Genomic DNA, 20,760 nt, shown 5'->3' on the forward strand with positions numbered 1-20,760 from the left:
GAAGGAGCCGAACACCTTTTGGCTTTGCTCCGCGTCGCAGGTGATCATGAACGATCATTTTCAAAGAGGATGATCCGCGCGAGGCGACCACTGCCGAGCCACAGCGTCTCGGTAGAAGCAAAGCAGCGGAAACCGCGAGCTCCGCAATCTGACGCCGCGGGCGATTGGGCACGTTTCTTTCCAAGACATGTTGTGCGCCAGTTACAGCAATTCGCGTTCATGTTGTTAAACGGCACGGTGCCTGGGGCACCTAAAGGAAACAACACGCGAATGAAAAAGATTCTTATTCTGACTGCATGCATCGGCGCACTCTGTGCGGCCGCCCCCTCATTCGGCACGGATCTGGCCGGGCAGCCCGTCAAGGTCAAGGCGGCACCGCTGCCGGTCGCGGCCCCGATTATCGATTGGTCCGGCTACTATATGGGCGCAAACGGTGGCTGGGGAACGAGCCACAATTGCTGGGATTTCAATGGCATCACTTCCGCGGGCTGCCATAATTCGACTGGCGGTACCGTTGGCGGCCAGATCGGCTATCGTTGGCAAATCTTCAACATGGTGTACGGCCTCGAAGGCCAGGGCAACTGGGCCGACTTCCGCGGCTCCAATGTCAGCACCGCCTTCCCGACAGACACCGTTGGCACCACGACAGATGCATTCGGCCTACTCACGGGCCATATCGGATACGCGTTCAATGCTGTGCTCCTTTATGGCAAGGGCGGTGCTGCGGTGACCAGCAACACCTATTACGTCAACTCGGTGGCAACCGGCACCGAGCTTGGCAAAAACAATGATGTGCGTTGGGGTGGCGTGCTGGGCGCCGGTGCCGAAGTCAGCCTCACGCCGAACTGGTCAGCGGGCGTCGAGTATAACCACTTGTTCATGCAGCGCAGCAACATAAGCTTCCCAGCGGCCCTTGGCGCGGATCGCGCGCACCAGGACGTCGATCTCATCACGGCACGGCTCAACTACAAGTTTGGCTGGCCGTTCGCCAGATAAAGATCTCCACGCGTTTGGATGAATCGGGACCCCGGCCCGCGGTCGGGGTTCTTTCCTCAGCTGTTCCTCTCCCTAAACCCCTGTCCGACGTCCCGAGCAAGCGGTGCGGGCTCATCTGAGCAAAGAATCACCCGCTGGTGGAGAGAGCCATGCTCCGACCAGTGAGCATTAGATCGGCCGATTCCACATCTTACCGACCTTACGAAGCCCCAGACTCACCGAGCTATGGCGGAATCTGGGTGATGACGGTGTGAGGAAGGCGGCGTATCGAGGCGGGTGACGAGCCTGCCAGAACCTCTCGAGGAGAGCGATACGCCATGACCGAGACTACCAATGTTCTTGCTTTCCGTCAGCCGTCCGCGGTTGATGATCCACTGACCGATATCGTTCGTGCCGGCGCGCGGGACCTGCTTGCCAGGGCGATCGAGATCGAGGTTGGCGCGTTTCTGGCCAGCACGGCCAATCTGACGCTGCCCGACGGTCGAGCGCGCCTGGTCCGACATGGGCACGGTCCGGTGCGCGAGATTGCGACCGGCATCGGTCCGGTGGAGGTCGCTCGTCCCAAGGTCCGCGACCGCGGAGCGAGCGGGCCAGGCGACCGCCTCCGCTTCAGTTCGGCAATCCTGCCGCTATGGGCGCGGCGGACGAAGAGCCTGGATGCCTTGATCCCGGTCCTCTATTTGCGCGGCATCTCGACCGGCGACTTCCAGGAGGCGCTCTCGGCGCTGCTCGGCAAGGATGCGCCGAACCTGTCGCCTTCGGTGATCGCCGGCCTGAAGGCCGATTGGCAGGTCGAGTACGAACGCTGGCAGAGACGCGATCTGTCGGCGCGTCGCTATGTCTACATCTGGGCCGATGGCGTGTACCTGCAGGCCCGCATGGAAGATCACAGCGAATGCATGCTGGTGCTGATTGGCACCACGCCGGAAGGCAAGAAGGAGCTGATCGGCTTCCAGGTCGGCGTGCGCGAGAGCGCGCAGAGCTGGCGCGAACTCCTGATCGACCTGCGGCAACGCGGGTTACGGATTGCCCCGCAACTCGCCATCGGCGACGGCGCCCTCGGCTTCTGGAAGGCACTGGACGAGGCCTTTCCCGGCACGCGGCACCAACGATGCTGGTGCCATAAAGTGAGCAACGTACTCGACAAGGTCGCCAAATCCGTGCAGGGCCCCATGAAGAACGACCTGCGGAACATCTATCTGGCCCCACACCGGGCCGAAGCTGAAACCGCGATCGACGTCTTCGTCGAGAAATACCACGTCAAATACGGACGTGCGGTGGAGTGCCTGATCAAGGATCGCCATGCGCTGCTCGCCTTCTTCGACTTCCCTGCTGAGCACTGGATCCACCTACGCAGCTCGAACCCGATCGAGAGCGTCTTCGCCACGGTGCGCCACCGAACGGTGCGGACCAAGGGATCGCTGTCGCAACAAACTGCGAAGCTGATGGTGTTCAAGCTCATCGACGCCGCATCGAAGACCTGGCGGCGATTGAAGAGCACGAACCAGTTGCCGAAAGTCATCGCCGGTGTAAAGTTCATCGACGGAATCGAAGTCATTCCGAACACTGAAAGCCACGCCGCCTGATCAGGCCGCGTCACCCAAAATCAGCCATAGCTCAACCTCACCCAGCGCGAGATGCAGACTTGCCCAAAGGAGGGTTATATCTGCGAGTTCACCGAAAGCACCGTGCTCAACTTGCCAGAAGCTGGAAGCCAAAGATGTGACAGTTGGCGGTCGTTCCTCAATTGAATTCAAAGAACATCGAGGCGAATAGCTATCGCGACTGCTTGAATCCGGCTGGTCGCACCCAGCTTTCCCATCGTATTCTTGACATGAAAATTGACTGCATTCTCGCTGATTTCCAGGATCATCCCAATTTCCCATAACGATTTTCCTTCTCTGACGCCATTGGCCGCATTCGTTGCTCTGCCGGCGACTGCGCCAGGATGATCGCATCGTCAAACAACCGAATAGCGTCATCATCCTTGCTCCGAGGCGATCGACAAAGTGCTCGCTGATGGCGAGCTGGCGAACTCGGAGATCATCGCCTGTCGTCCGTGCGGATCGACTCCATGCGAACACAAGGATGCTCCATCTTACTCATGCCGGCAGTGATAGAAGGGCCGAGGGCCCCGGGACTGTGCTGGCGACAAGAACCGAGCGCACGCACGGCTGATGCTTGGGTCGGTTTAGCTTGCATGGCGAGAAAACGCAGTCGCGTCCGAACGGTGCTTCGCTTTGTCTCTCGGGCGAGCACGAGGAGATCTTGGGCTCTGAACTACACGTAAGGTAGAGCACGCACCTTTCAGTGCGAGACTCGATCTGCGTCTTGTCAGTACCAATTCCCTGCTTTGAGATGAAGACAACAGAAGTGTCATCTTTTTTCCCAATCTTGCGAATCATCCATCGCTAACCTGTCGCTGATTCTCGGCGTGTGACAGCGTCGGGTGACGCGATCGATGAGCTGCACGGAAGATCCGATGCAGACGCCATACTCCCCGCATCGTTGTCCGGCATTTCATCGGGCCCGTCCGGCAGGCCCGGTACAAACGATAGCGGTACGACGACCCCACCTCGTTTAGGTGGACGGGATGAGCGAGACTCGCGCGTGGATTTGACAACGCGAGGGACGCTCGTTCCATGCATCAAGACAGACATCAAGACGGGCATGATGCCGCCTCCTATCAGCGGATCGAGGTGATCACAGGGGAGAGGCGACGGCGCAGTTGGAGCGATGCGGAGAAGGCGCGGATCGTGGCCGAGAGTGCCGATCCGGAGACGAGCATTTCCGAGGTGGCTCGACGCAACGGGGTGAACCGGGGACTGCTCAGTGTGTGGCGGCGCCAGGCGCGGCTCGCGTCGAGCGAAGCGCCGCAGTTCGTGCAAGTCAGGCTCCAGGCCGCCGTCGAGGCGCAGCCGAACGCGATCGATAAGGCGCATGTTCTGACGGATCCGGCCGAGCGGATCGAGGTGATGATCGCGGGCGCGACGGTGCGCGTGCCCGTCGGCGTCGACGCCGCGACGCTGGAGCGCGTGCTGGCGGCGGTGAGATCGACGCGATGATCTCTTTCGGTCCAATGGTCCGTGTGTTCGTCGCGACGCAGCCGATTGACTTTCGTAAAGGCGTTCATGGCCTTGTCGCGCTGGTAGCGGAGGGATTAGGCGGCAAGCCCTACAGCGGTGACGTTTATGTCTTCCGATCGAAGCGATCGGATCGTTTGAAGCTACTGGTTTTTGACGGCTCGGGAATGGTTCTAGCGACGAAGTGGCTGGAGAATGGGGGCTTTGCCTGGCCACCTGTTCGCGAGGGTACGATGCCGGTGACGGGGGCGCAACTGGCGATGCTGATTGAAGGTCTTGCGGAGTGGTCGCGTGTGGTCCCGAAGGTGACGAAGCGGCCGACGAAGGTTGCCTGAAGCGTCTTGTTTTGCTGGCGATTGCGAGTGCGTTCGTGTAGCTCTGCGATATGGCGCTTCGCCCCGAAGATCTCCCCTCTGACCCTGCGGCTCTTGCCGAGATGGTGCTGGCTTTCGAAGGCGAGAACGATGATCTGCGCGCAGAGATCGCCACGTTGAAGAGCCTGATCTTCGGCGCACGATCGGAGCGCGCGGCGATCGTCTGCGCCGAACAGATCGCGTTTGATCTGGAACGGACCGCCGGCTCACAGCTCCCGGCCAATGACGACAAACCGGACGCGCCGCGGCCGGAGCGGCGCAAAGCGAAGCGCAACATCGGCGCGCTGCCGGCGCATCTGCCTCGGGTCGAGCGGGTGATCGAGCCGGCGTCCACGCTGTGCCCGTGCTGCACGGGTCAGATGCATCGGATCGGCGAGGAGAGCAGCGAAGCGCTCGATCGGGTTCCCGCGTGGCTGCGCGTGCTCCGCACGATCCGTCCAAAATACGCCTGCCGCTCCTGTGAGGGCCCGATTGTCCAGGCCCCGGCACCGGCGCGGCTCGTCGAGGGCGGCATGGCAACGACGGCGCTGATCGCGCATATCGCCGCGGCCAAATATGCCTGGCAATCGACGCTCTATCGCCAGACGCAGATCCTGGCGGGTCAGGGTGTCGTCGTCGACCGTCAGACGCTGGCGCGCTGGATGGGGAGCGCGGCGTGGCTGGTCAGGGGCCTCTACGATCTGCAACTGAAGACTATGCACGGCTTCGAGCGGCTGTTCTGCGACGAGACGCCGATGCCAGTGCTCGATCCGGGACGCGGCCGCACGAGGATCTGCCAGTTCTGGGCGCACGCGACGGACGATCGGGCGTGGAAGGGGCCGGCGCCGCCGGCGGTCGCCTACGTGTTCGCAGGTGGTCGCGGCAAAAAGGAGATCGTGGCGCAGTTAGCCGGCTTCGAAGGCGTGCTGCAAGTCGACGGCTATGCCGCCTACGCCTCGCTGGCGGGCGATGCGATGATGTCGGGCCAGATCCAGCTGGCGTATTGTCTCGTTCACGCGCGCCGCAACTTCGTGAGGGTGCACAAGACGACGAACTCACCCTTCGCCGCGGAGGTCATCGAGCGCATTGCGGCCGTCTACGCGATCGAGGAGAGGATCCGCGGTCTCGATGCTGGGGAACGCCGCGCGACGCGACAGGCCGAGACGAAGCCGCTGATGGAGGCGTTGAGGGCCCGTCTGATCGCGGTGAAGGACGGGATCTCCCGCCGCTCGACGCTCATCAAGGCGATCGACTACATGCTCGAACGCTGGCAGGGCCTGACGACGTTCCTGGATGACGGGCGGCTCGAGCCGGACACCAACACGGTCGAACGATCGATCAGGCCAATTGCGATCGGAAAAAAGAACTCGTTGTTCAGTGGTGACGAAGGCGGGGGCGAGACCTGGGCGATACTCGCTTCGCTTCTTAACACAGCGAAATTGAATGGCCTCGACCCCGAGGCGTATCTCGTCGACGTTCTCGATCGCATGGTGAGCGGCGCCACGAAGACCAACCAGCTTCACGAACTTCTGGCCTGGAACTGGAAGGCCGCACGCGAAGCCGAAAAGCGGGCCGTGGCATGACGAAGCCGAAGCAAGGGCGGGGAACGCGAAAAGCACGCAAGACGACGATGGCGGACTATGCCATGTCGTTCGAACGGCTCGGGCAATGGATCAGCAAGCGCGCGAGGCGTAGGCGGCATAGCGGGAGTGTCAGAAGTTTTGTGTAAGAGCGTCTCTGTGAGGGGTTTGCGGGGTCAGCGGACTGACCCCATGGGGTCAGTCCGCTGAGCCTGCAAAGCGCTCGCCGAACTGGATGGCAAACTGGCCCATTGCGGCCGTCCATGCAACCGGTCGTCGCCAATGGATGCCGGCATTTCTGATGGCGAGGTAAAGCAGCTTCATCGCCGCCTCGTCGTTGGGGAAGCTGCCGCGTGTTTTGATGATCTTGCGCAGCGAACGGTTCAGCGCCTCGACCGCGTTGGTGGTATAGATCATTTTGCGTATCTCCGGCGCGAAGGCGAAGAACGGAATGACGTGCTCCCACGCCCGGCGCCAGGCCGCCCCGATCGCGGGATAGCGCTTGCCCCACTCGGCTTCGAAGTCCTCGAGCCTGAGCAGAGCGGCGTCGGCATTCTCGGCATGATAGATCGCCTTGATCGAGGGAAGGATCGCCTTGCGATCCTTCCAGGACACGAAGGATAGGCTGTTGCGGATCAAATGCACGATGCAGGTCTGGACCATCGCCTTGGGAAAGACGCTGTTGATCGCCTCGGGAAAGCCCTTCAGACCGTCGACGACGGCGATCAGGATGTCGGCGACGCCGCGGTTCCTCAGATCGTTCATGACCTTGAGCCAGAATTTGGCGCCTTCGGTTTGCTCGATCCAAAGCCCGAGCACGTCTTTCTCGCCCGATGCAGTGATGCCCAGCACGACGTAGACTGCCTTGTTCTTGACCATCCCCTCATCGCGAATCTTGACCCTGAGCGCGTCGAAGAAGACCACCGGATAGATCGCTTCCAGCGGCCGGCTCTGCCATTCGCGGACCTCGTCGAGAATCGCGTCGGTGACCTTGCTGATCAGATCGGGGGACACCTCGGTGCCGTAGAGCTCGGCCAGATGGCCCTGGATCTCCCGTACCGTCATGCCCCGCCCGTAGAGACTGATGATCTTCTCGTCGAAGCCGTCGAAGCGGGTCTGGCCCTTCGCGACGATCACCGGTTCGAACGTGCCGGCGCGGTCGCGCGGCACCTCGATCTCGATCTCGCCGTCGTCCGTCAACAGCGCTTTGCTGCTTGTGCCGTTGCGGCTGTTGCCCGACCCGCGGCCCGCCGGGTCGCCCTTCTCATAGCCAAGGTGGTGGGTCAGCTCCGCACCCAGTGCGCGCTCCAGAAGCGCCTTCTTCAGTCGTCTGAAAAGCCCGTCTTCGCCGGCTAAGTCTTCTGGCTTGAGGCTGCCCCCGGCAAGAAGCTGGTCCAAAATCTCAGGTGAAAAATCCGTAGCCATGTGAGTCTCCTGTCAAAGGTAAACTCACAGAAACCATCTTACACCGAGTTACTGACACCCTCGGCATAGCCGTCGACTTGCAGCACGCCTTCGAAGCCGGCTAACTGCGCCACGATCTCCTTTTTGCCGCGACCACCTGCGAACACGTAGGCGACCGCCGGCGGCGCCGGCCCCTTCCACGCCCGATCGTCCGTCGCGTGCGCCCAGAACTGGCAGATCCTCGTGCGGCCGCGTCCCGGATCGAGCACTGGCATCGGCGTCTCGTCGCAGAACAGCCGCTCGAAGCCGTGCATAGTCTTCAGTTGCAGATCGTAGAGGCCCCTGACCAGCCACGCCGCGCTCCCCATCCAGCGCGCCAGCGTCTGACGGTCGACGACGACACCCTGACCCGCCAGGATCTGCGTCTGGCGATAGAGCGTCGATTGCCAGGCATATTTGGCCGCGGCGATATGCGCGATCAGCGCCGTCGTTGCCATGCCGCCCTCGACGAGCCGCGCCGGTGCCGGGGCCTGGACAATCGGGCCCTCACAGGAGCGGCAGGCGTATTTTGGACGGATCGTGCGGAGCACGCGCAGCCACGCGGGAACCCGATCGAGCGCTTCGCTGCTCTCCTCGCCGATCCGATGCATCTGCCCCGTGCAGCACGGGCACAGCGTGGACGCCGGCTCGATCACCCGCTCGACCCGAGGCAGATGCGCCGGCAGCGCGCCGATGTTGCGCTTCGCTTTGCGCCGCTCCGGCCGCGGCGCGTCCGGTTTGTCGTCATTGGCCGGGAGCTGTGAGCCGGCGGTCCGTTCCAGATCAAACGCGATCTGTTCGGCGCAGACGATCGCCGCGCGCTCCGATCGTGCGCCGAAGATCAGGCTCTTCAACGTGGCGATCTCTGCGCGCAGATCATCGTTCTCGCCTTCGAAAGCCAGCACCATCTCGGCAAGAGCCGCAGGGTCAGAGGGGAGATCTTCGGGGCGAAGCGCCATATCGCAGAGCTACACGAACGCACTCGCAATCGCCAGCAAAACAAGACGCTTCAGGCAACCTTCGTCGGCCGCTTCGTCACCTTCGGGACCACACGCGACCACTCCGCAAGACCTTCAATCAGCATCGCCAGTTGCGCCCCCGTCACCGGCATCGTACCCTCGCGAACAGGTGGCCAGGCAAAGCCCCCATTCTCCAGCCACTTCGTCGCTAGAACCATTCCCGAGCCGTCAAAAACCAGTAGCTTCAAACGATCCGATCGCTTCGATCGGAAGACATAAACGTCACCGCTGTAGGGCTTGCCGCCTAATCCCTCCGCTACCAGCGCGACAAGGCCATGAACGCCTCCTTTACGAAAGTCAATCGGCTGCGTCGCGACGAACACACGGACCATTGGACCGAAAGAGATCATCGCGTCGATCTCACCGCCGCCAGCACGCGCTCCAGCGTCGCGGCGTCGACGCCGACGGGCACGCGCACCGTCGCGCCCGCGATCATCACCTCGATCCGCTCGGCCGGATCCGTCAGAACATGCGCCTTATCGATCGCGTTCGGCTGCGCCTCGACGGCGGCCTGGAGCCTGACTTGCACGAACTGCGGCGCTTCGCTCGACGCGAGCCGCGCCTGGCGCCGCCACACACTGAGCAGTCCCCGGTTCACCCCGTTGCGTCGAGCCACCTCGGAAATGCTCGTCTCCGGATCGGCACTCTCGGCCACGATCCGCGCCTTCTCCGCATCGCTCCAACTGCGCCGTCGCCTCTCCCCTGTGATCACCTCGATCCGCTGATAGGAGGCGGCATCATGCCCGTCTTGATGTCTGTCTTGATGCATGGAACGAGCGTCCCTCGCGTTGTCAAATCCACGCGCGAGTCTCGCTCATCCCGTCCACCTAAACGAGGTGGGGTCGTCGTACCGCTATCGTACAAACGAACCGAACGGACAGAAATGGGCCACGTCAAAAACGCAACAAGCGATAGGCGCAGTCGCGAAACCTGTTTGATGCGGAAGACACTTTGCATGCGCATTCCAGAAGGAGAGGCCCCCGAATCGGACTAGCAAGTGCCATACCAACTGTTGATTTCGCCAAAATCAATCGTCGCAAAAGGACTTCGAATGCGGACGGTTGGTTGCGAGGTAGGTGCCTCGAAGCATTCATGACATGGGGAGGGAAGGCGACAGTACCATTGCGAGCTGCGGCACGAGGTAAGCTACAGCAACAAATGCAGCTCACCTCGGCAGCTCACCTCGGCCGCCCCCTCGAGTGCCGTCCTCTCAGGGCCTCAAACGCCCCCTATTGGGGCCCAGTCAACTACCAACCTCGGCAATTGATGGGAGGGTCCACACATGGCACTCGCTAAGGAACTTGAACTGACTACACCTCCGGCCGCACGATTCCGGCGAACCGCTTAGATCCGCCCCGAGCGGAAATACAATTAGGCCGCACCAGATGCACGAATCATGATGGGCTTGCTAAAATGGGCGAAGATCGTCGCCAAGATATGTGAAGCATGACTTCCCTGCCCTTCGCGATCATTTCCCTGCTATATGCGAGCGTTGGCCAGGCTGGCGGGACTGCATTCCTCTCGCTAATGGCTTTTTTTGGTATGTCATCGACAGAGATGCGCCCCACGGCGCTTGGTCTCAACATTGTCGTCGCGGCTTATTCTACTTGGCTGTTCAACCGCAACAAGGTCGTTGACTGGACAATCCTGCGCCCTCTTCTCTTTTCGTCAATGCCAGCGTCGCTTGCCGGTGGCTTGATTGTGCTCGAGGAGCACATGTACAAAACACTAACCGGACTCGTTCTTCTTCTGGCGAGCGCAGTGATGATCATGCAGCGGGGACGAGCTGTCGATCGCGTCGGCGAAATTCCGCTCCGGGAAAGCGTGAGCATTGGCGCGGTCCTTGGCCTCGTTTCTGGCCTGACTGGGGTGGGCGGCGGTGTGTTCCTCGCCCCGACGCTCATCGCACTGAATTGGGCATCACCGAGGCAGACCGTCGCGCTATCACCCCCTTTTATCCTGGCCAATTCCACAGTCGGCTTCGTCGGAGCTCTTTTCACCGGGCAATTTCCCTCTCCGGATTTGGCTCTATACGCTATCTTCACGCTGGCGGGGGCGGTCGCTGGAGCAGTAATCGGCCTGAAATGGTTGAGCCAGACAGCCATCAGATTCATACTGGCGGCCGTTCTGCTCGTTGCCGGCATTCAATTGGTTCGTGCTTAAAGTGGAAACGCGCATCTTTCATGCGGGCGATCCCAGCGCGGTCAGATCGAAGTACAAGGTTTCTGCGAGCCGCGGCTCAAGCCTGGTCCGAGCGCCTTGCCCAACACTGAAAGCCGCCAACACGATCGCGAAAAGCCGTAGGGTCGAGCGAGGGTGAGGCGGATCCGAGCGCGCTCCGCATCGTCCTGAGGCGGACGGTCAGTACTAGTACCCACTTTTCTTGGAACGTGAGTCGTGATTCAAGGTCGGGATGATACCCGAAGCAAGAGAAGTCCACCTTTCGAGGAAAGATCGCAAGGTGCTTGAGGCGTGCTGTCGCTCACCGGTGACGTTGCAGCGCGATTTGAAGCGGGCGCGGATAGTTCTGTTGGCGGCGGATGGGCGCAGCACCCGGTCGATCGCCAAGGAAGTTGGGGTCCAGCCGCGGATTGTCAGCCTTTGGCGGCATCGCTATGCCGACCATGGCCTTGAAGGGCTGCAAGACAAGCCGCGGCCTGGCAAGCAGCCGATCTATACGAAGACGACCGACAAGCGGATTCTGAAGCTGCTGGATAAGCCGCCACCGCAAGGGTTTGCGCGCTGGACCGGCCCCCTGCTGGCCGAGGCGCTGGGCGATGTCGATGTCCAATATGTCTGGCGGTTCCTGCGCAGCCACAAGATTGACCTGGTGGCTCGCAAGTCCTGGTGCGAGAGCAACGACCCGAACTTTACGGCCAAAGCCGCCGATGTTGTCGGCCTCTATGTCGCGCCGCCGGCGAAGGCCATTGTGCTGTGCGTGGACGAGAAGCCCTCGATCCAGGCTTTGGAGCGAGCGCAGGGTTATCTGAAGTTGCCCAATGGCCGCGCCTTAACCGGCCAAAGCCACGATTACAAGCGGCATGGCACCACAACATTGTTTGCGGCGCTCGAAGTCGCCACCGGAAAGATCATCGCGACCCATTCAAAACGCCGGCGCCGCGTCGAGTTTCTCGATTTCATGAACAGCGTCACCGCGACTTTTCCGAACCGCAAGCTTCACGTCATCCTCGACAACCTCAACACCCATAAAAAGAACGAGGACTGGCTCAAGGCCCACCCCAACGTGCAATTTCATTTCACGCCGACAAGTGCGTCATGGCTCAATCAGGTCGAAGTATGGTTTTCCATCTTGCAGGGGCAGTCGCTCAGCGGCACCTCCTTCACGAGCCTCAAGCAGCTTCAGGAACACATCGATGCCTACGTCAACGCATACAACGACAGAGCCGAGCCCTTCGTCTGGACCAAGAAAAAGGTCCGTCAACGCCGTTTCAAAGGCCGCCGTATCACTCAGCTCTGATTCCGGGTACTAGATCGCATCCGATTCGCGCTTCCAATCGACCTGCAGGATCAACGTCGGGCAGGCCGGGCGAGCAAACGAGGCGTACGCCGATCTCGGCTATGGCCTGGCGCGACGCTTCAATCAAGCGTGCCGGACGAAGAGCACCTGATCGATGGCGATCCGGCAAGCTCTCACTACCCTGAGGACCGCGCCAGGGTGCGCATTCGACTTGGTTAGGAGCGATAGGGCGATGAACTCTCAATATAGTATTTCTGCAAGGCCGCGCAATCTCCTTTCTCGCGCGCGTGTGGGCTGCGTCCTCATGGAGAATATTACGAAGATGATGTCCACGCTCGATTGGTTTTCGAAACAGACACATTATCGATCCAGTGTGAATGGACTGGAACGCCAGGATGCGAATCCCATTTTCTGTAATCATGAGGCACAACCTTACACCCCGGCTCCTGCATACATGGCCTCCAGCTCGCAGCGTAGGAATGTTTTGTGACGGGATGATCGACGCCTCACCAGGCGACTTATGTGGAACCGAATCTGGAGGTCCATCGCATTGATGCGACGCCAATGAAGACTCGCTGCATAGATATGCGATCTGGCCGATCAACAGCTGCAACGGCGTTATCAGAAACAAAACGCCTCAACCGATGAAGCAGAATAGAAAGTACAGCAAATCGTTCCGAGCTCGCGTTTGCCATCAGCACGACGTCCAACTCGTTGTGAGTTAGTGACATGTATTTGGATCTGAACGAGACGCCGGCGAACCAAGGCGTCCCGACGCACTTTGCCGGGGGCGTGAAGTGCGCCGAGGCCACCCCAACATCATCAGTACATCCGTGATGATGCTTGCGGCAATGAGACAAGCAGCGTGGCGGAATTGAGGCTCATTGATTTTATGCTGGAAACCAAAAAAGTTTTTCGTGAGCTGCTACAAAAGACTTGAATCGCACGCAGCGTCACGTGCTGCAATCGCACATCGCGCTTTGCTCTAGCAAGTCACTTATCTCCGTGACGCTCCGGCCTTGAACGGGACGCATCCGTCGATTGCGGAGCAACCACGTCGGCCTTTCCTCGGAAGTCCAGCAACAAGCTCAGCTGCCCTGCTGAGGTTTTAAGATCCCTGTTTCCGTCGCAAAAAGGCAGCACGCCAGGGGGAATGCGGAAACGACGCTGCCCGATGAGCGATTGATACTGCGCACGGCTAGTCGCGGTACACCGCGCTAATTCGAGCGTCCTCGTAGAAATTCATATGCCACCATAAACGTCCGAATAATTGCGGACGAGCGGCGCTCACTTCCAGGCATGACCCCCAACGCTGCGTTTGGCCGTGACGTCGAGAGCAGGCCAGATCTCAGGAACCGTTAGACGCGTTTGACATAACGCAAAGACATAACAGTGGGCATCGGTCAGCTTTATGCCGCTCGACCATGAGAAAGTTAGGCTTTGCAGACGTCTCTCCTGAACAAGTATTGCGACGCTCGCCTGCCTTGGTACACCATATACCCGACCGTGCCGGATTTCTCCGCGACCGTCGGTGCCAAGACTTGTGAGACATGGTTGAGGCGGCTGCCGCCCGACGATCCCGTGTCGCTATACATCCACGTTCCGTTCTGTCGTGCTATCTGTTGGTATTGCGGCTTCCCTACAAGCCTCACTCGCAGCGAGCGACCGATCCGCAAGTACTTGGCGACGCTGCATGCCGAGATACGTTTGGTCGCAGAGCAAGCGCCTCGCGCGCTGCCGGTAAGCGACGTGCATTTCGGCGGCGGGACGCCGACTACTATTGCACCGGCCGATTTTCTCGCCTTGATGGCACTCCTGCGACGCTGCTTCGCGTTCAGCAAATCAGCTACCATCGCCATAGAAATCGACCCACGTGCGTTCACGGCCGAGATGGTTGAAACATTACAAGTGGCCGGCGTCAATCGCGCGAGCATCGGCGTGCAAAGCTTCGACGGGGTGGTTCAGAGGTCGGTCAACCGCGTCCAGAGCGAGGTGCAGACGGCGTCTGTCGTCGAAAGCCTTCGCCAGCATGGGATAAGCCGCATCAATTTCGACCTCCTCTTCGGACTGCCGCATCAGACGGTGCGATCTTGCGTGGACTCTACACGGACGGCTCTGGCCATGCGGCCAGACCGGCTTGCAGTTTTCGGCTATGCTCACGTCCCCTCCTATATGAAACGTCAGCGCCAGATCGATGAGACGGCGCTGCCGGATAATCTCGCCCGCGCCGAGCAAGCCGCGGCTATCGCAGATACGCTGGTCTCGGCTGGCTACCGCCAGATCGGGCTCGACCATTTCGCCCTGCCCAACGACGAGCTCGCGCTGGCGCAGAAAGCCGGTCAGCTTCGCCGCAACTCCCTGGGCTATTCGGCTGATACCTGCAAAACCGTGATCGGCTTAGGTCCGTCAGCCATCGGCCGTCTGCGTGAGGGTTACGTTCAGAACGAGAGCGCAACCGCTTCCTATCACCAACACATTCAGGCTGGTCGTCCGGCAACCTCAAAAGGCTACTGCCTCTCCCCCGAAGATCGCCTCCGCGCCGCAATTATCGAGCGTCTGATGTGCGATTTCCAGGCCGACGTACCAGCGATCTGTGCTGCTCACGGATTTGATCCAATTCCTCTTCTCAATTCGGCCGACCGGCTGGGAATGCTCGCCGAAGACGGGATAGTGGACATTGAAGAGGGATTCATTCGGGTCAAGCAGGAACACCGGTTTCTCGTTCGTGCTGTTGCTGCCGCATTCGACACCTATCTCGACCGTATCCCTATTAACTAAGCCGCGCATGTGAGCAGATCTCAAACATTTAAGCTCTTCGCGACGGAATGATCTGAAGAGGCACCTCCGGCAGACAGGCCAGATTTCGAGGATGCAGCGGCGGTGTCATGACAACGATCTTTCAGATATGGCCTCAAACCGGGAGGGCTGACTAAAGGGAAGCTGATTTGAAGGAGAAGCGCAGCGGATTCCGCCGTTCAGGGCCACGGCTCGATCATGCCGAAAGGGCTCTGCCCCACCTCCCCTTGACTGCTCTTGATGATGGTGACGGCCTCAGCGACGTGCCGCTGGAGACGCCGGCGCCCGCACCAGCTTCGGGAAATTTACGGCTGGAGGCAGCTTTGCGAAGCTACGGTCCACCTCCTCGAGCACAGTTGGACACTCGACGACGCCTGCAGCGTCCCAGACTCAAGGCTCGGCTGTCTTCGGTCCGGCGATCACTGGCGCGCCTCCGACGGAAACAGGTCCCTGTGGTTTGGACCGCCCGAAGCGTTTCCTGGCGGCGCTCGAAACAGCCCGGGCTGGCGACAAAGGAGGCTCGGAAGCAGCAGAAGGGACAGGTGTTGAACTCTGCAGCGCATCGATCCGCGAAGTCAGTATGGTGATCTGATCCAGGACCCCTTTGAGGACATCCCGCTGGGCATCGATCCGGCGGTTGAGTTCTGCGATCTCATCACCATTTTTCTGCTGTGCCCACTTTATCTCGGACAAGGATGCCCTGTCCTCCGGTGGCAGGCTCATCGTTGAAGCGACTTCGCTGCTTTCCGGCGTCTCGACAGGCTCTTCAAGGTTAGCCCAAAGCCAGGCGCTAGCAGCACACGAGCCGACGAGGATAAGCGGGAGCACCAAAACCGGGAGAATCCGTCTTGACGGCCCGTGCAAGAGCGGCCGCAAGTCTGAAGCGGCCGCTTGATCAATCAAGTCCATTGTCCCTCGCTCAAGATCTCGTTCCAGCAGGCTTATTTTGTCGACGCGATAGCTCGCGATGCTCCCGCGTTCCAGGAGCTGCCAGCGTCGACAATAATCAATCTTGGTGAGCTTCCCGATCGGCTGCGCCTACTCCTATGAAACGCTCCTTCTTGAGCAACGCGACAATTTGCGCGCGTGCTCAATGATAGCGCCACCAGCGAGCAATGGTTCTCGTCGTAGTCGGCGATGGCGCAGCATTCTCTCATCATTCAGAAGAACCTTGCAGATTTTTTACCGTGCCCCGGCACGAATGCAAACCGTCCACTGATTCCTGCAAGTGTTCGATGGAGCCCCGCCTCACGCATTGCCCAGACCAGCAACCTCGTCTGGGACGCGCCACGTAAGCGCCACGGCTGATCGGCCGAGCCGCAATGGCGCGATTGGACCGGCAAACATTGCACCTGATCAACTACCAGTTCCGGCAGGTTGTTCGAGATGACGGGCACGTGGCAAGCGTAACCAACGAACGCCGCGCACATCAAGGTTTTGGATGCAAGACAGTTTTTGCCGCGCCGACGGCAGAAAGCAACTGCTCGCCGATATCCGCCAAAGCTGCTCGATGGCTGATTCCTCCGGTCCCCTGGGCTATCACGTTGGATGTTGTGGTGTGGTTGCCGCGCGCGCAAATCCAAAAGCTCTTCGGCCTTCAAGCCCGCCGATCGTCTCGTGTTTCGCTGACAACGATACCAATGAAACGCTTCGTGAAGCCAAGCCTCTTGCACGGCTAGCCTTGCTTTCGGGTGGCTGCCGTTTGGTCCAGAAAGCCGCCTTCGATGCAGATGCGCACCACCGCCAGACTCGCCTGACGCACAGTGAGCAAGGTGGACATTCGCAACGCTTTGGCGGCCAGGACAGAACGCTCCGCGCGCTCGTGAGCATTTGCCGAGCCAGCGCTCTCCGCTGGCTCTGGGCGCACCGGCGTCACGCACAACCAAAGTTTCGGACCAGATCATCCTCGCGCCGCGAGCTGAGAGGTTCAGGAAGCCTGAGTGGCTCTGTTCGGATAGATCGAGTTCTGGCTCGTCCCCCTCCCCCACGGACGCGAAACGACAGCCGCGATGCCGCTTGCTCGTCATTGCGAGGAGCGCTGGCGACGAAGCGATCCAGACTGCCACTGCGGGGGGTCTGGATTGCTTGGCTGCGCTTGCAATGACGATGTGGAAGCAGGCGCGTACCACACGCCGCCGCGAGCTCACTTCGGGCCAATCAGGCCGCATATTCATGGCCGGCAGACATGGACCCGAACTACGCCATGCGTGATTGCCTTCTTGCGACGACCTCGCCCCGGACATACTCGGCTACGGCAGCACTTTCTTTCAATTTAAGACCAAGGGGAAAGCAATCTGGGCTTGCTATCGCATTTCGCTAGCGGCTTGTCTGGTCGGCAATCCCGTACTGGCACAAACCGCGAGCGGACTTGATCCTAGTAACCACCCTGTGGATCAGGCCAGCAAAAGAGGAAAGACTTCCGACCGGGCCGCAAAGCTCCCGATCGACCTGATCTGTCAGGCAATCCGCCCTCCTGCCCCGGCGCGAGCAGCAGGTCCCGGAGTGCCTTTGGAGAAGCGCGGCAATGCGGACAGGGCTGCTCAGAGCTGGCCCCGGTTGTTTGGACAGCGCCCCGCTGGATTTAAGTGGATTCCTGCCGGGTTATGCTGAACGCGGGGCTTTACGGTTTTGTCGTTGCGTCGGGAGGGCGTAGCCCGACCAGAGCGACGACAAAACCGTCGGCGACGGTCATGCGGCCATCACCATAGCTTGCGTGCCGAAGTAAGCCTCGTCGGGCGTGCGCCCGTCAAGGCTCGAGTGAGGGCGTCCCTGATTGTAGAAGGCCAGATACTTGGCAATTGACGCTCGCGCCTCGGACACGCTGTCGTAGGCGCGGAGATATACTTCTTCGTATTTGACCGTGCGCCAGAGCCGCTCGACAAACACGTTGTCGCGCCAGGCGCCCTTGCCGTCCATGCTGATGGCGATCTTCGCGTCCAGCAGCACATCGGTGAACTCGAGGCTGGTGAACTGGCTGCCCTGATCCGTGTTGAAAATCTCGGGCCTGCCGTGCTTCGCCAACGCCTCCTGGACCGCTTCGACGCAGAAGGCCGCCTCCATTGTGATCGAGACGCGATGGGCCAGGACCCGTCGGCTGAACACATCGACGACCGCCGCGAGATAGACGAAGCCACGCCGCATCGGAATGTAGGTGATGTCCATTGCCCACGCATGGTCGGGCCGCTCGATCTTCAATCCGCGCAACAGGTACGGGTAGATCTTGTGACCCGGAGCCGGCTTGCTCGTGTTCGGGCGACGATAGACCGCCTCGATCCCCATGCGCTTCATCAGCGTCGCGATGTGGCGGCGACCGGCGTATACGCCCTCCCGCCGCAGCAACGATCGCAGCATACGCGCTCCCGCGAAGGGATAATCGAGATGCAGCTCATCGAGCCGACGCATCAAGGCAAGGTCCTCGGCCGAAACTGGCCGAGGTTCATAGTAGACCGTGCTGCGAGCCAGCTTCAGGACCTTCGCCTGGCGCACGATAGAAAGATCATGATCGCGGTCGATCATCGCTTTGCGCTCAGCAGGCCCGCCTTGGTGAGCGCGCCGGACAAAAAATCGTTTTCCAACGCCAGCTCGCCGATCTTGGCATGTAACGCCTTCAAATCGACCGGCGTCTCGGCCGATGTCTTGTCATGCCCAAACACGCCGGCGGCGCCTTCCAGGAGCTGGTTTTTCCAGATCGTGATCTGGTTCGGATGAACATCAAACAGTTGCGCCAGCTCCGCCAGTGTCTTGTCGCCTTTGACCGCAGCCAAAGCAACCTTCGCCTTGAATGCCGGAGAATGCGTCCGGCGGCTCTTCTTCGTCATCTTCGCTCCTGATTCGCAGCAAGAATCCTCGCCGCTGTCAGGCAGAAAATCCACTCAAGCTACTGTCCGAATTTGCGGGGCCAGCTCTGTAAAGCGGGTGGCGTTGGGGGAAAATCTTTTCCCATCTCGCGTCTGAGCGCCTCGAATTCGGCTAAGGTCGAAAGAGGGCACTCCGCCACCGCGTCCATTTTTGAGCAGATAACTTCAACCCGGAATCGCCGAGCGGCCAGCTGCTCTTCAGTTCGCTGTGGCCCGTAGGTGTCTTTCTGCCGGGGTATGGCTTGGCCTACGGGCGTAGTCCGTGAATGCTTGGATTGCCGCCCCCACATCGGTCCTAGGCACGGCGGTTACTCCTATGAGCGGAGCCAGCTCGAACAGTTGCGGGCCGAGCGCTTCAATATGACATGCACGCGGGGCGCGGCACCCCACCGGTACTGGTAGGTGCTCTCCAGTTCTTCTCCACCATACAATGGTAGCACCTTGGGGAATTTGAACCTCTCGGGCGTAAAGGTGGCCAGCCCCTGTCTTCGAGGACGGGCTGGCTACCATCGCTTGCGACACCGTTTGGGCGACCCCGCACCCGGACTCGTCGCCCTAAGCCGGTTCCAGCATCTTGATCTCGCTGACATCAACTTCGCGTCGGCGTGCCACGCATCGGGGGCTGCCTGCAAACGAAGCTAGCCCGTCTTATTCGTAAGAGTGCGCCTGAGGGCTGGCGAGCGTGGTGTAAAGCGCTGATGCGGCGTAGGATTCGGTTGCGAAGCCACCCCATCACCTTCAACCGCGAACGCCACGCCCGCCATGACCGACGATACGATTCCGCCCTTCTCGTTTCCAGCCGTTCACGCCAAGAAAGTCACAGCTGCCTTCGATGGCGGTCGCCTGACCTCGAACGGGGGCGTGATGCTTCTGGCGATGGCCGAGCGGCGTCTCGGCTTGGCCGACAATCTGGCCCGGGTGTTCCCGGATCGGCGCGATCCGACGCGGGTCGTGCACAGCCTTGTCGATATGTTCCGCGCGCGCATGTTCGCGATCTGCTGCGGCTACGAGGACGCCGACGACCTCGATCATCTGCGGTCCGATCCCGCATTCAAGCTGGCCTGCGGACGGCTGCCGGACACGGGCCGCGATCTGTGTTCCCAACCGACGCTGTCGCGGCTGGAGAATGCTCCGCGCCTGCGCGACGTGATCCGACTGACCTACATTTTGGTCGACGCATGGATGGATAGCTACCCGCGCGAGCCGGCATCCGTCACGCTCGACATCGATGATACCTGCGATGTCGTCCACGGCCATCAGCAGCTCTCGCTGTTCAACGCTCATTATGACGAACGCTGCTTCCTGCCGATCCACGTCTACGACACGGAGAAGAGCCGTCCCGTGGCGGTCGTGCTGAGGCCCGGCAAGACGCCGGGCGGCGTCGAGGTGCGTGCCCTTCTGCGCCGCCTGGTACGGCATATCCGCACGCGGTGGCACAACACGCGAATTACGTTCCGTGGCGACGGGCACTATGCCCGGCCGGAGGCCATGGCGTGGTGCGAGACCAACGGCATCGACTACATCTTCGGTCTGTCCGGCACCAAGCCTCTCGCCAGAAAAGTCGACGAGGTCGCCGACGACATCCGCACCCGACGCGCCATCGAGAACCTGCCGGTTCTGCGTGGCTATACCGAGACGCGCCACAAGGCAAAGTCCTGGGATCGCGAACGGCGCACCGTCGCCCGTATTGAGGCGACGATGCTCGGCCTCGACATCCGTTTCGTCGTCACCAGCCTCGATGTCGGCTCGGCCGAGTGGATCTACGACAGCCTGTATTGCGCGCGCGGCCAAGCCGAGAATCTGATCAAGCTGCATAAGACGCAGCTCGCCTCCGACCGCACCAGCTGCCGTTCGGCGCTCGCCAACCAGGTCCGTCTCGTGCTCCATACGGCCGCTTATTGGCTGATGCTGACCGTGCGCGACGCCATTCCCAAAGTCCGGGAATTGGCCGCTGCCGAGTTCGCGACGCTGCGTCTTCGGCTCTTGAAAATCGCCGCCCGTGTCGTCGAGACCACGAGCCGCATTCGCCTTGCGTTTGCCGCGGCATGTCCCGAAGCCGACCTGATCTGCGGCTTGCCCGGCGCGCTACTGCCGCTCGGTCCTTGACCGGCGGGGCGTCCGCCCCCGTTCGCCCAACCCATCCCTCAAGCGCGTT

At 60.8% G+C, this 20,760-nt stretch carries 16 protein-coding genes and 1 pseudogene; 9 read left to right on the forward strand and 8 right to left on the reverse strand.

Annotated elements, in window-relative coordinates; all coding sequences use genetic code 11:
* Positions 1-270: 270 nt before the first annotated feature.
* Complete coding sequence (locus ABIF91_RS09760; protein WP_424579118.1) at positions 271-996, forward strand: outer membrane protein; 726 nt, start codon at positions 271-273, stop codon at positions 994-996.
* Positions 997-1,313: 317 nt separating this feature from the next.
* A complete protein-coding gene (locus tag ABIF91_RS09765) occupies positions 1,314-2,582 on the forward strand; it encodes an IS256 family transposase (RefSeq protein WP_038952271.1) in 1,269 nt (422 codons plus the stop codon).
* A gap of 167 nt (positions 2,583-2,749) precedes the next feature.
* On the opposite strand, the pseudogene ABIF91_RS09770 reads toward ABIF91_RS09765, so the two are convergent.
* A pseudogene (locus ABIF91_RS09770) lies at positions 2,750-2,887 on the reverse strand (LuxR C-terminal-related transcriptional regulator); the annotation flags it as partial.
* A gap of 751 nt (positions 2,888-3,638) precedes the next feature.
* Here ABIF91_RS09770 and tnpA (ABIF91_RS09775) point away from each other — a divergent pair.
* From tnpA (ABIF91_RS09775) to tnpC (ABIF91_RS09785), 3 genes are read left to right on the forward strand one after another with little or no spacing between them, the layout of a single operon-like run.
* Positions 3,639-4,061 (forward strand): IS66-like element accessory protein TnpA, encoded by a 423-nt coding sequence (gene tnpA / locus ABIF91_RS09775; RefSeq protein WP_424578819.1) that lies wholly within the window; start codon positions 3,639-3,641, stop codon positions 4,059-4,061.
* Complete coding sequence (tnpB, locus tag ABIF91_RS09780; protein WP_018273742.1) at positions 4,058-4,414, forward strand: IS66 family insertion sequence element accessory protein TnpB; 357 nt, start codon at positions 4,058-4,060, stop codon at positions 4,412-4,414. Before tnpA (ABIF91_RS09775) ends, tnpB (ABIF91_RS09780) begins: the two co-directional genes overlap by 4 nt.
* A gap of 50 nt (positions 4,415-4,464) precedes the next feature.
* Entirely contained in the window at positions 4,465-6,015 is a 1,551-nt protein-coding gene (gene tnpC, locus ABIF91_RS09785) for an IS66 family transposase (RefSeq protein ID WP_035681142.1), read from the forward strand.
* Between the two features lie 195 nt (positions 6,016-6,210).
* On the opposite strand, the gene ABIF91_RS09790 is transcribed toward tnpC (ABIF91_RS09785), so the two are convergent.
* Genes ABIF91_RS09790 through tnpA (ABIF91_RS09805) form a run of 4 tightly spaced genes read right to left on the reverse strand, consistent with a single transcriptional unit; the run spans position 6,211 to position 9,243 of the window.
* Positions 6,211-7,437, reverse strand: a complete 1,227-nt coding sequence (locus tag ABIF91_RS09790) for an IS256 family transposase (protein ID WP_038960272.1) — start codon at positions 7,435-7,437, stop codon at positions 6,211-6,213.
* Between the two features lie 38 nt (positions 7,438-7,475).
* Positions 7,476-8,414 (reverse strand): IS66 family transposase, encoded by a 939-nt coding sequence (gene tnpC / locus ABIF91_RS09795; protein WP_424579119.1) that lies wholly within the window; start codon positions 8,412-8,414, stop codon positions 7,476-7,478.
* 50 nt (positions 8,415-8,464) lie between these two features.
* The gene (tnpB, locus tag ABIF91_RS09800; RefSeq protein WP_424579120.1) at positions 8,465-8,824 is read right to left on the reverse strand and encodes an IS66 family insertion sequence element accessory protein TnpB; all 360 of its coding nucleotides are present in this window, start codon (positions 8,822-8,824) and stop codon (positions 8,465-8,467) included.
* Entirely contained in the window at positions 8,821-9,243 is a 423-nt protein-coding gene (tnpA, locus tag ABIF91_RS09805; RefSeq protein ID WP_424578819.1) for an IS66-like element accessory protein TnpA, read from the reverse strand. Before tnpA (ABIF91_RS09805) ends, tnpB (ABIF91_RS09800) begins: the two co-directional genes overlap by 4 nt.
* Positions 9,244-9,920: 677 nt before the next feature.
* Here tnpA (ABIF91_RS09805) and ABIF91_RS09810 point away from each other — a divergent pair.
* The 3 genes from ABIF91_RS09810 (at position 9,921) to hemN (ending at position 14,730) form a co-directional block, all read left to right on the forward strand.
* Positions 9,921-10,637: a sulfite exporter TauE/SafE family protein gene (locus ABIF91_RS09810; protein WP_035682149.1), complete on the forward strand. Its 717-nt coding sequence runs from the start codon at positions 9,921-9,923 to the stop codon at positions 10,635-10,637.
* Between the two features lie 250 nt (positions 10,638-10,887).
* Complete coding sequence (locus ABIF91_RS09815) at positions 10,888-11,952, forward strand: IS630-like element ISRj1 family transposase (RefSeq protein WP_011084514.1); 1,065 nt, start codon at positions 10,888-10,890, stop codon at positions 11,950-11,952.
* A 1,440-nt stretch (positions 11,953-13,392) separates the two neighbouring features.
* Positions 13,393-14,730, forward strand: coding sequence for an oxygen-independent coproporphyrinogen III oxidase (hemN, locus tag ABIF91_RS09820; RefSeq protein ID WP_424579121.1), 1,338 nt, complete (start codon positions 13,393-13,395; stop codon positions 14,728-14,730).
* 408 nt (positions 14,731-15,138) lie between these two features.
* Here the strand turns inward: hemN and ABIF91_RS09825 are convergent, their stop codons facing one another.
* The 3 genes from ABIF91_RS09825 to ABIF91_RS09835 form a co-directional block, all read right to left on the reverse strand.
* Positions 15,139-15,657, reverse strand: coding sequence for a hypothetical protein (locus ABIF91_RS09825; protein WP_011084803.1), 519 nt, complete (start codon positions 15,655-15,657; stop codon positions 15,139-15,141).
* Positions 15,658-15,908: 251 nt separating this feature from the next.
* On the reverse strand, positions 15,909-16,349 hold the full coding sequence (locus tag ABIF91_RS09830) for a hypothetical protein (RefSeq protein WP_424579122.1): 441 nt from the start codon (positions 16,347-16,349) through the stop codon (positions 15,909-15,911).
* Positions 16,350-17,436: 1,087 nt separating this feature from the next.
* Positions 17,437-18,566, reverse strand: a protein-coding gene (locus tag ABIF91_RS09835; RefSeq protein ID WP_129557670.1) for an IS3-like element ISRj2 family transposase whose coding sequence is annotated in 2 segments (ribosomal slippage) — positions 17,437-18,314 and positions 18,314-18,566 — 1,131 coding nt in all. Because the reading frame shifts where the segments join, the coding sequence is not laid out codon by codon here.
* 801 nt (positions 18,567-19,367) lie between these two features.
* Between ABIF91_RS09835 and ABIF91_RS09840 the strand changes: the two genes are divergently transcribed.
* Complete coding sequence (locus tag ABIF91_RS09840; protein WP_424578699.1) at positions 19,368-20,711, forward strand: IS1380-like element ISBdi2 family transposase; 1,344 nt, start codon at positions 19,368-19,370, stop codon at positions 20,709-20,711.
* Positions 20,712-20,760: the final 49 nt, after the last annotated feature.

The sequence above is a fragment of the Bradyrhizobium sp. USDA 241 genome (assembly GCF_049739505.1).
Taxonomy (GTDB): Bacteria; Pseudomonadota; Alphaproteobacteria; order Rhizobiales; family Xanthobacteraceae; genus Bradyrhizobium; species Bradyrhizobium liaoningense.

What these genes read in the sequence shown, in the direction of transcription:
- tnpB (WP_424579120.1), bottom strand. Translation starts at nt 8,824, where the DNA reads ATGATCTCTTTCGGTCCAATGGTCCGTGTGTTCGTCGCGACGCAGCCG.
- ABIF91_RS09760 (WP_424579118.1), top strand. Translation starts at nt 271, where the DNA reads ATGAAAAAGATTCTTATTCTGACTGCATGCATCGGCGCACTCTGTGCG.
- tnpC (WP_424579119.1), bottom strand. Translation starts at nt 8,414, where the DNA reads ATGGCGCTTCGCCCCGAAGATCTCCCCTCTGACCCTGCGGCTCTTGCC.
- ABIF91_RS09815 (WP_011084514.1), top strand. Translation starts at nt 10,888, where the DNA reads ATGATACCCGAAGCAAGAGAAGTCCACCTTTCGAGGAAAGATCGCAAG.
- ABIF91_RS09810 (WP_035682149.1), top strand. Translation starts at nt 9,921, where the DNA reads ATGACTTCCCTGCCCTTCGCGATCATTTCCCTGCTATATGCGAGCGTT.
- ABIF91_RS09765 (WP_038952271.1), top strand. Translation starts at nt 1,314, where the DNA reads ATGACCGAGACTACCAATGTTCTTGCTTTCCGTCAGCCGTCCGCGGTT.
- ABIF91_RS09790 (WP_038960272.1), bottom strand. Translation starts at nt 7,437, where the DNA reads ATGGCTACGGATTTTTCACCTGAGATTTTGGACCAGCTTCTTGCCGGG.
- tnpA (WP_424578819.1), top strand. Translation starts at nt 3,639, where the DNA reads ATGCATCAAGACAGACATCAAGACGGGCATGATGCCGCCTCCTATCAG.
- tnpC (WP_035681142.1), top strand. Translation starts at nt 4,465, where the DNA reads ATGGCGCTTCGCCCCGAAGATCTCCCCTCTGACCCTGCGGCTCTTGCC.
- tnpB (WP_018273742.1), top strand. Translation starts at nt 4,058, where the DNA reads ATGATCTCTTTCGGTCCAATGGTCCGTGTGTTCGTCGCGACGCAGCCG.
- ABIF91_RS09840 (WP_424578699.1), top strand. Translation starts at nt 19,368, where the DNA reads ATGACCGACGATACGATTCCGCCCTTCTCGTTTCCAGCCGTTCACGCC.
- tnpA (WP_424578819.1), bottom strand. Translation starts at nt 9,243, where the DNA reads ATGCATCAAGACAGACATCAAGACGGGCATGATGCCGCCTCCTATCAG.
- ABIF91_RS09825 (WP_011084803.1), bottom strand. Translation starts at nt 15,657, where the DNA reads ATGGACTTGATTGATCAAGCGGCCGCTTCAGACTTGCGGCCGCTCTTG.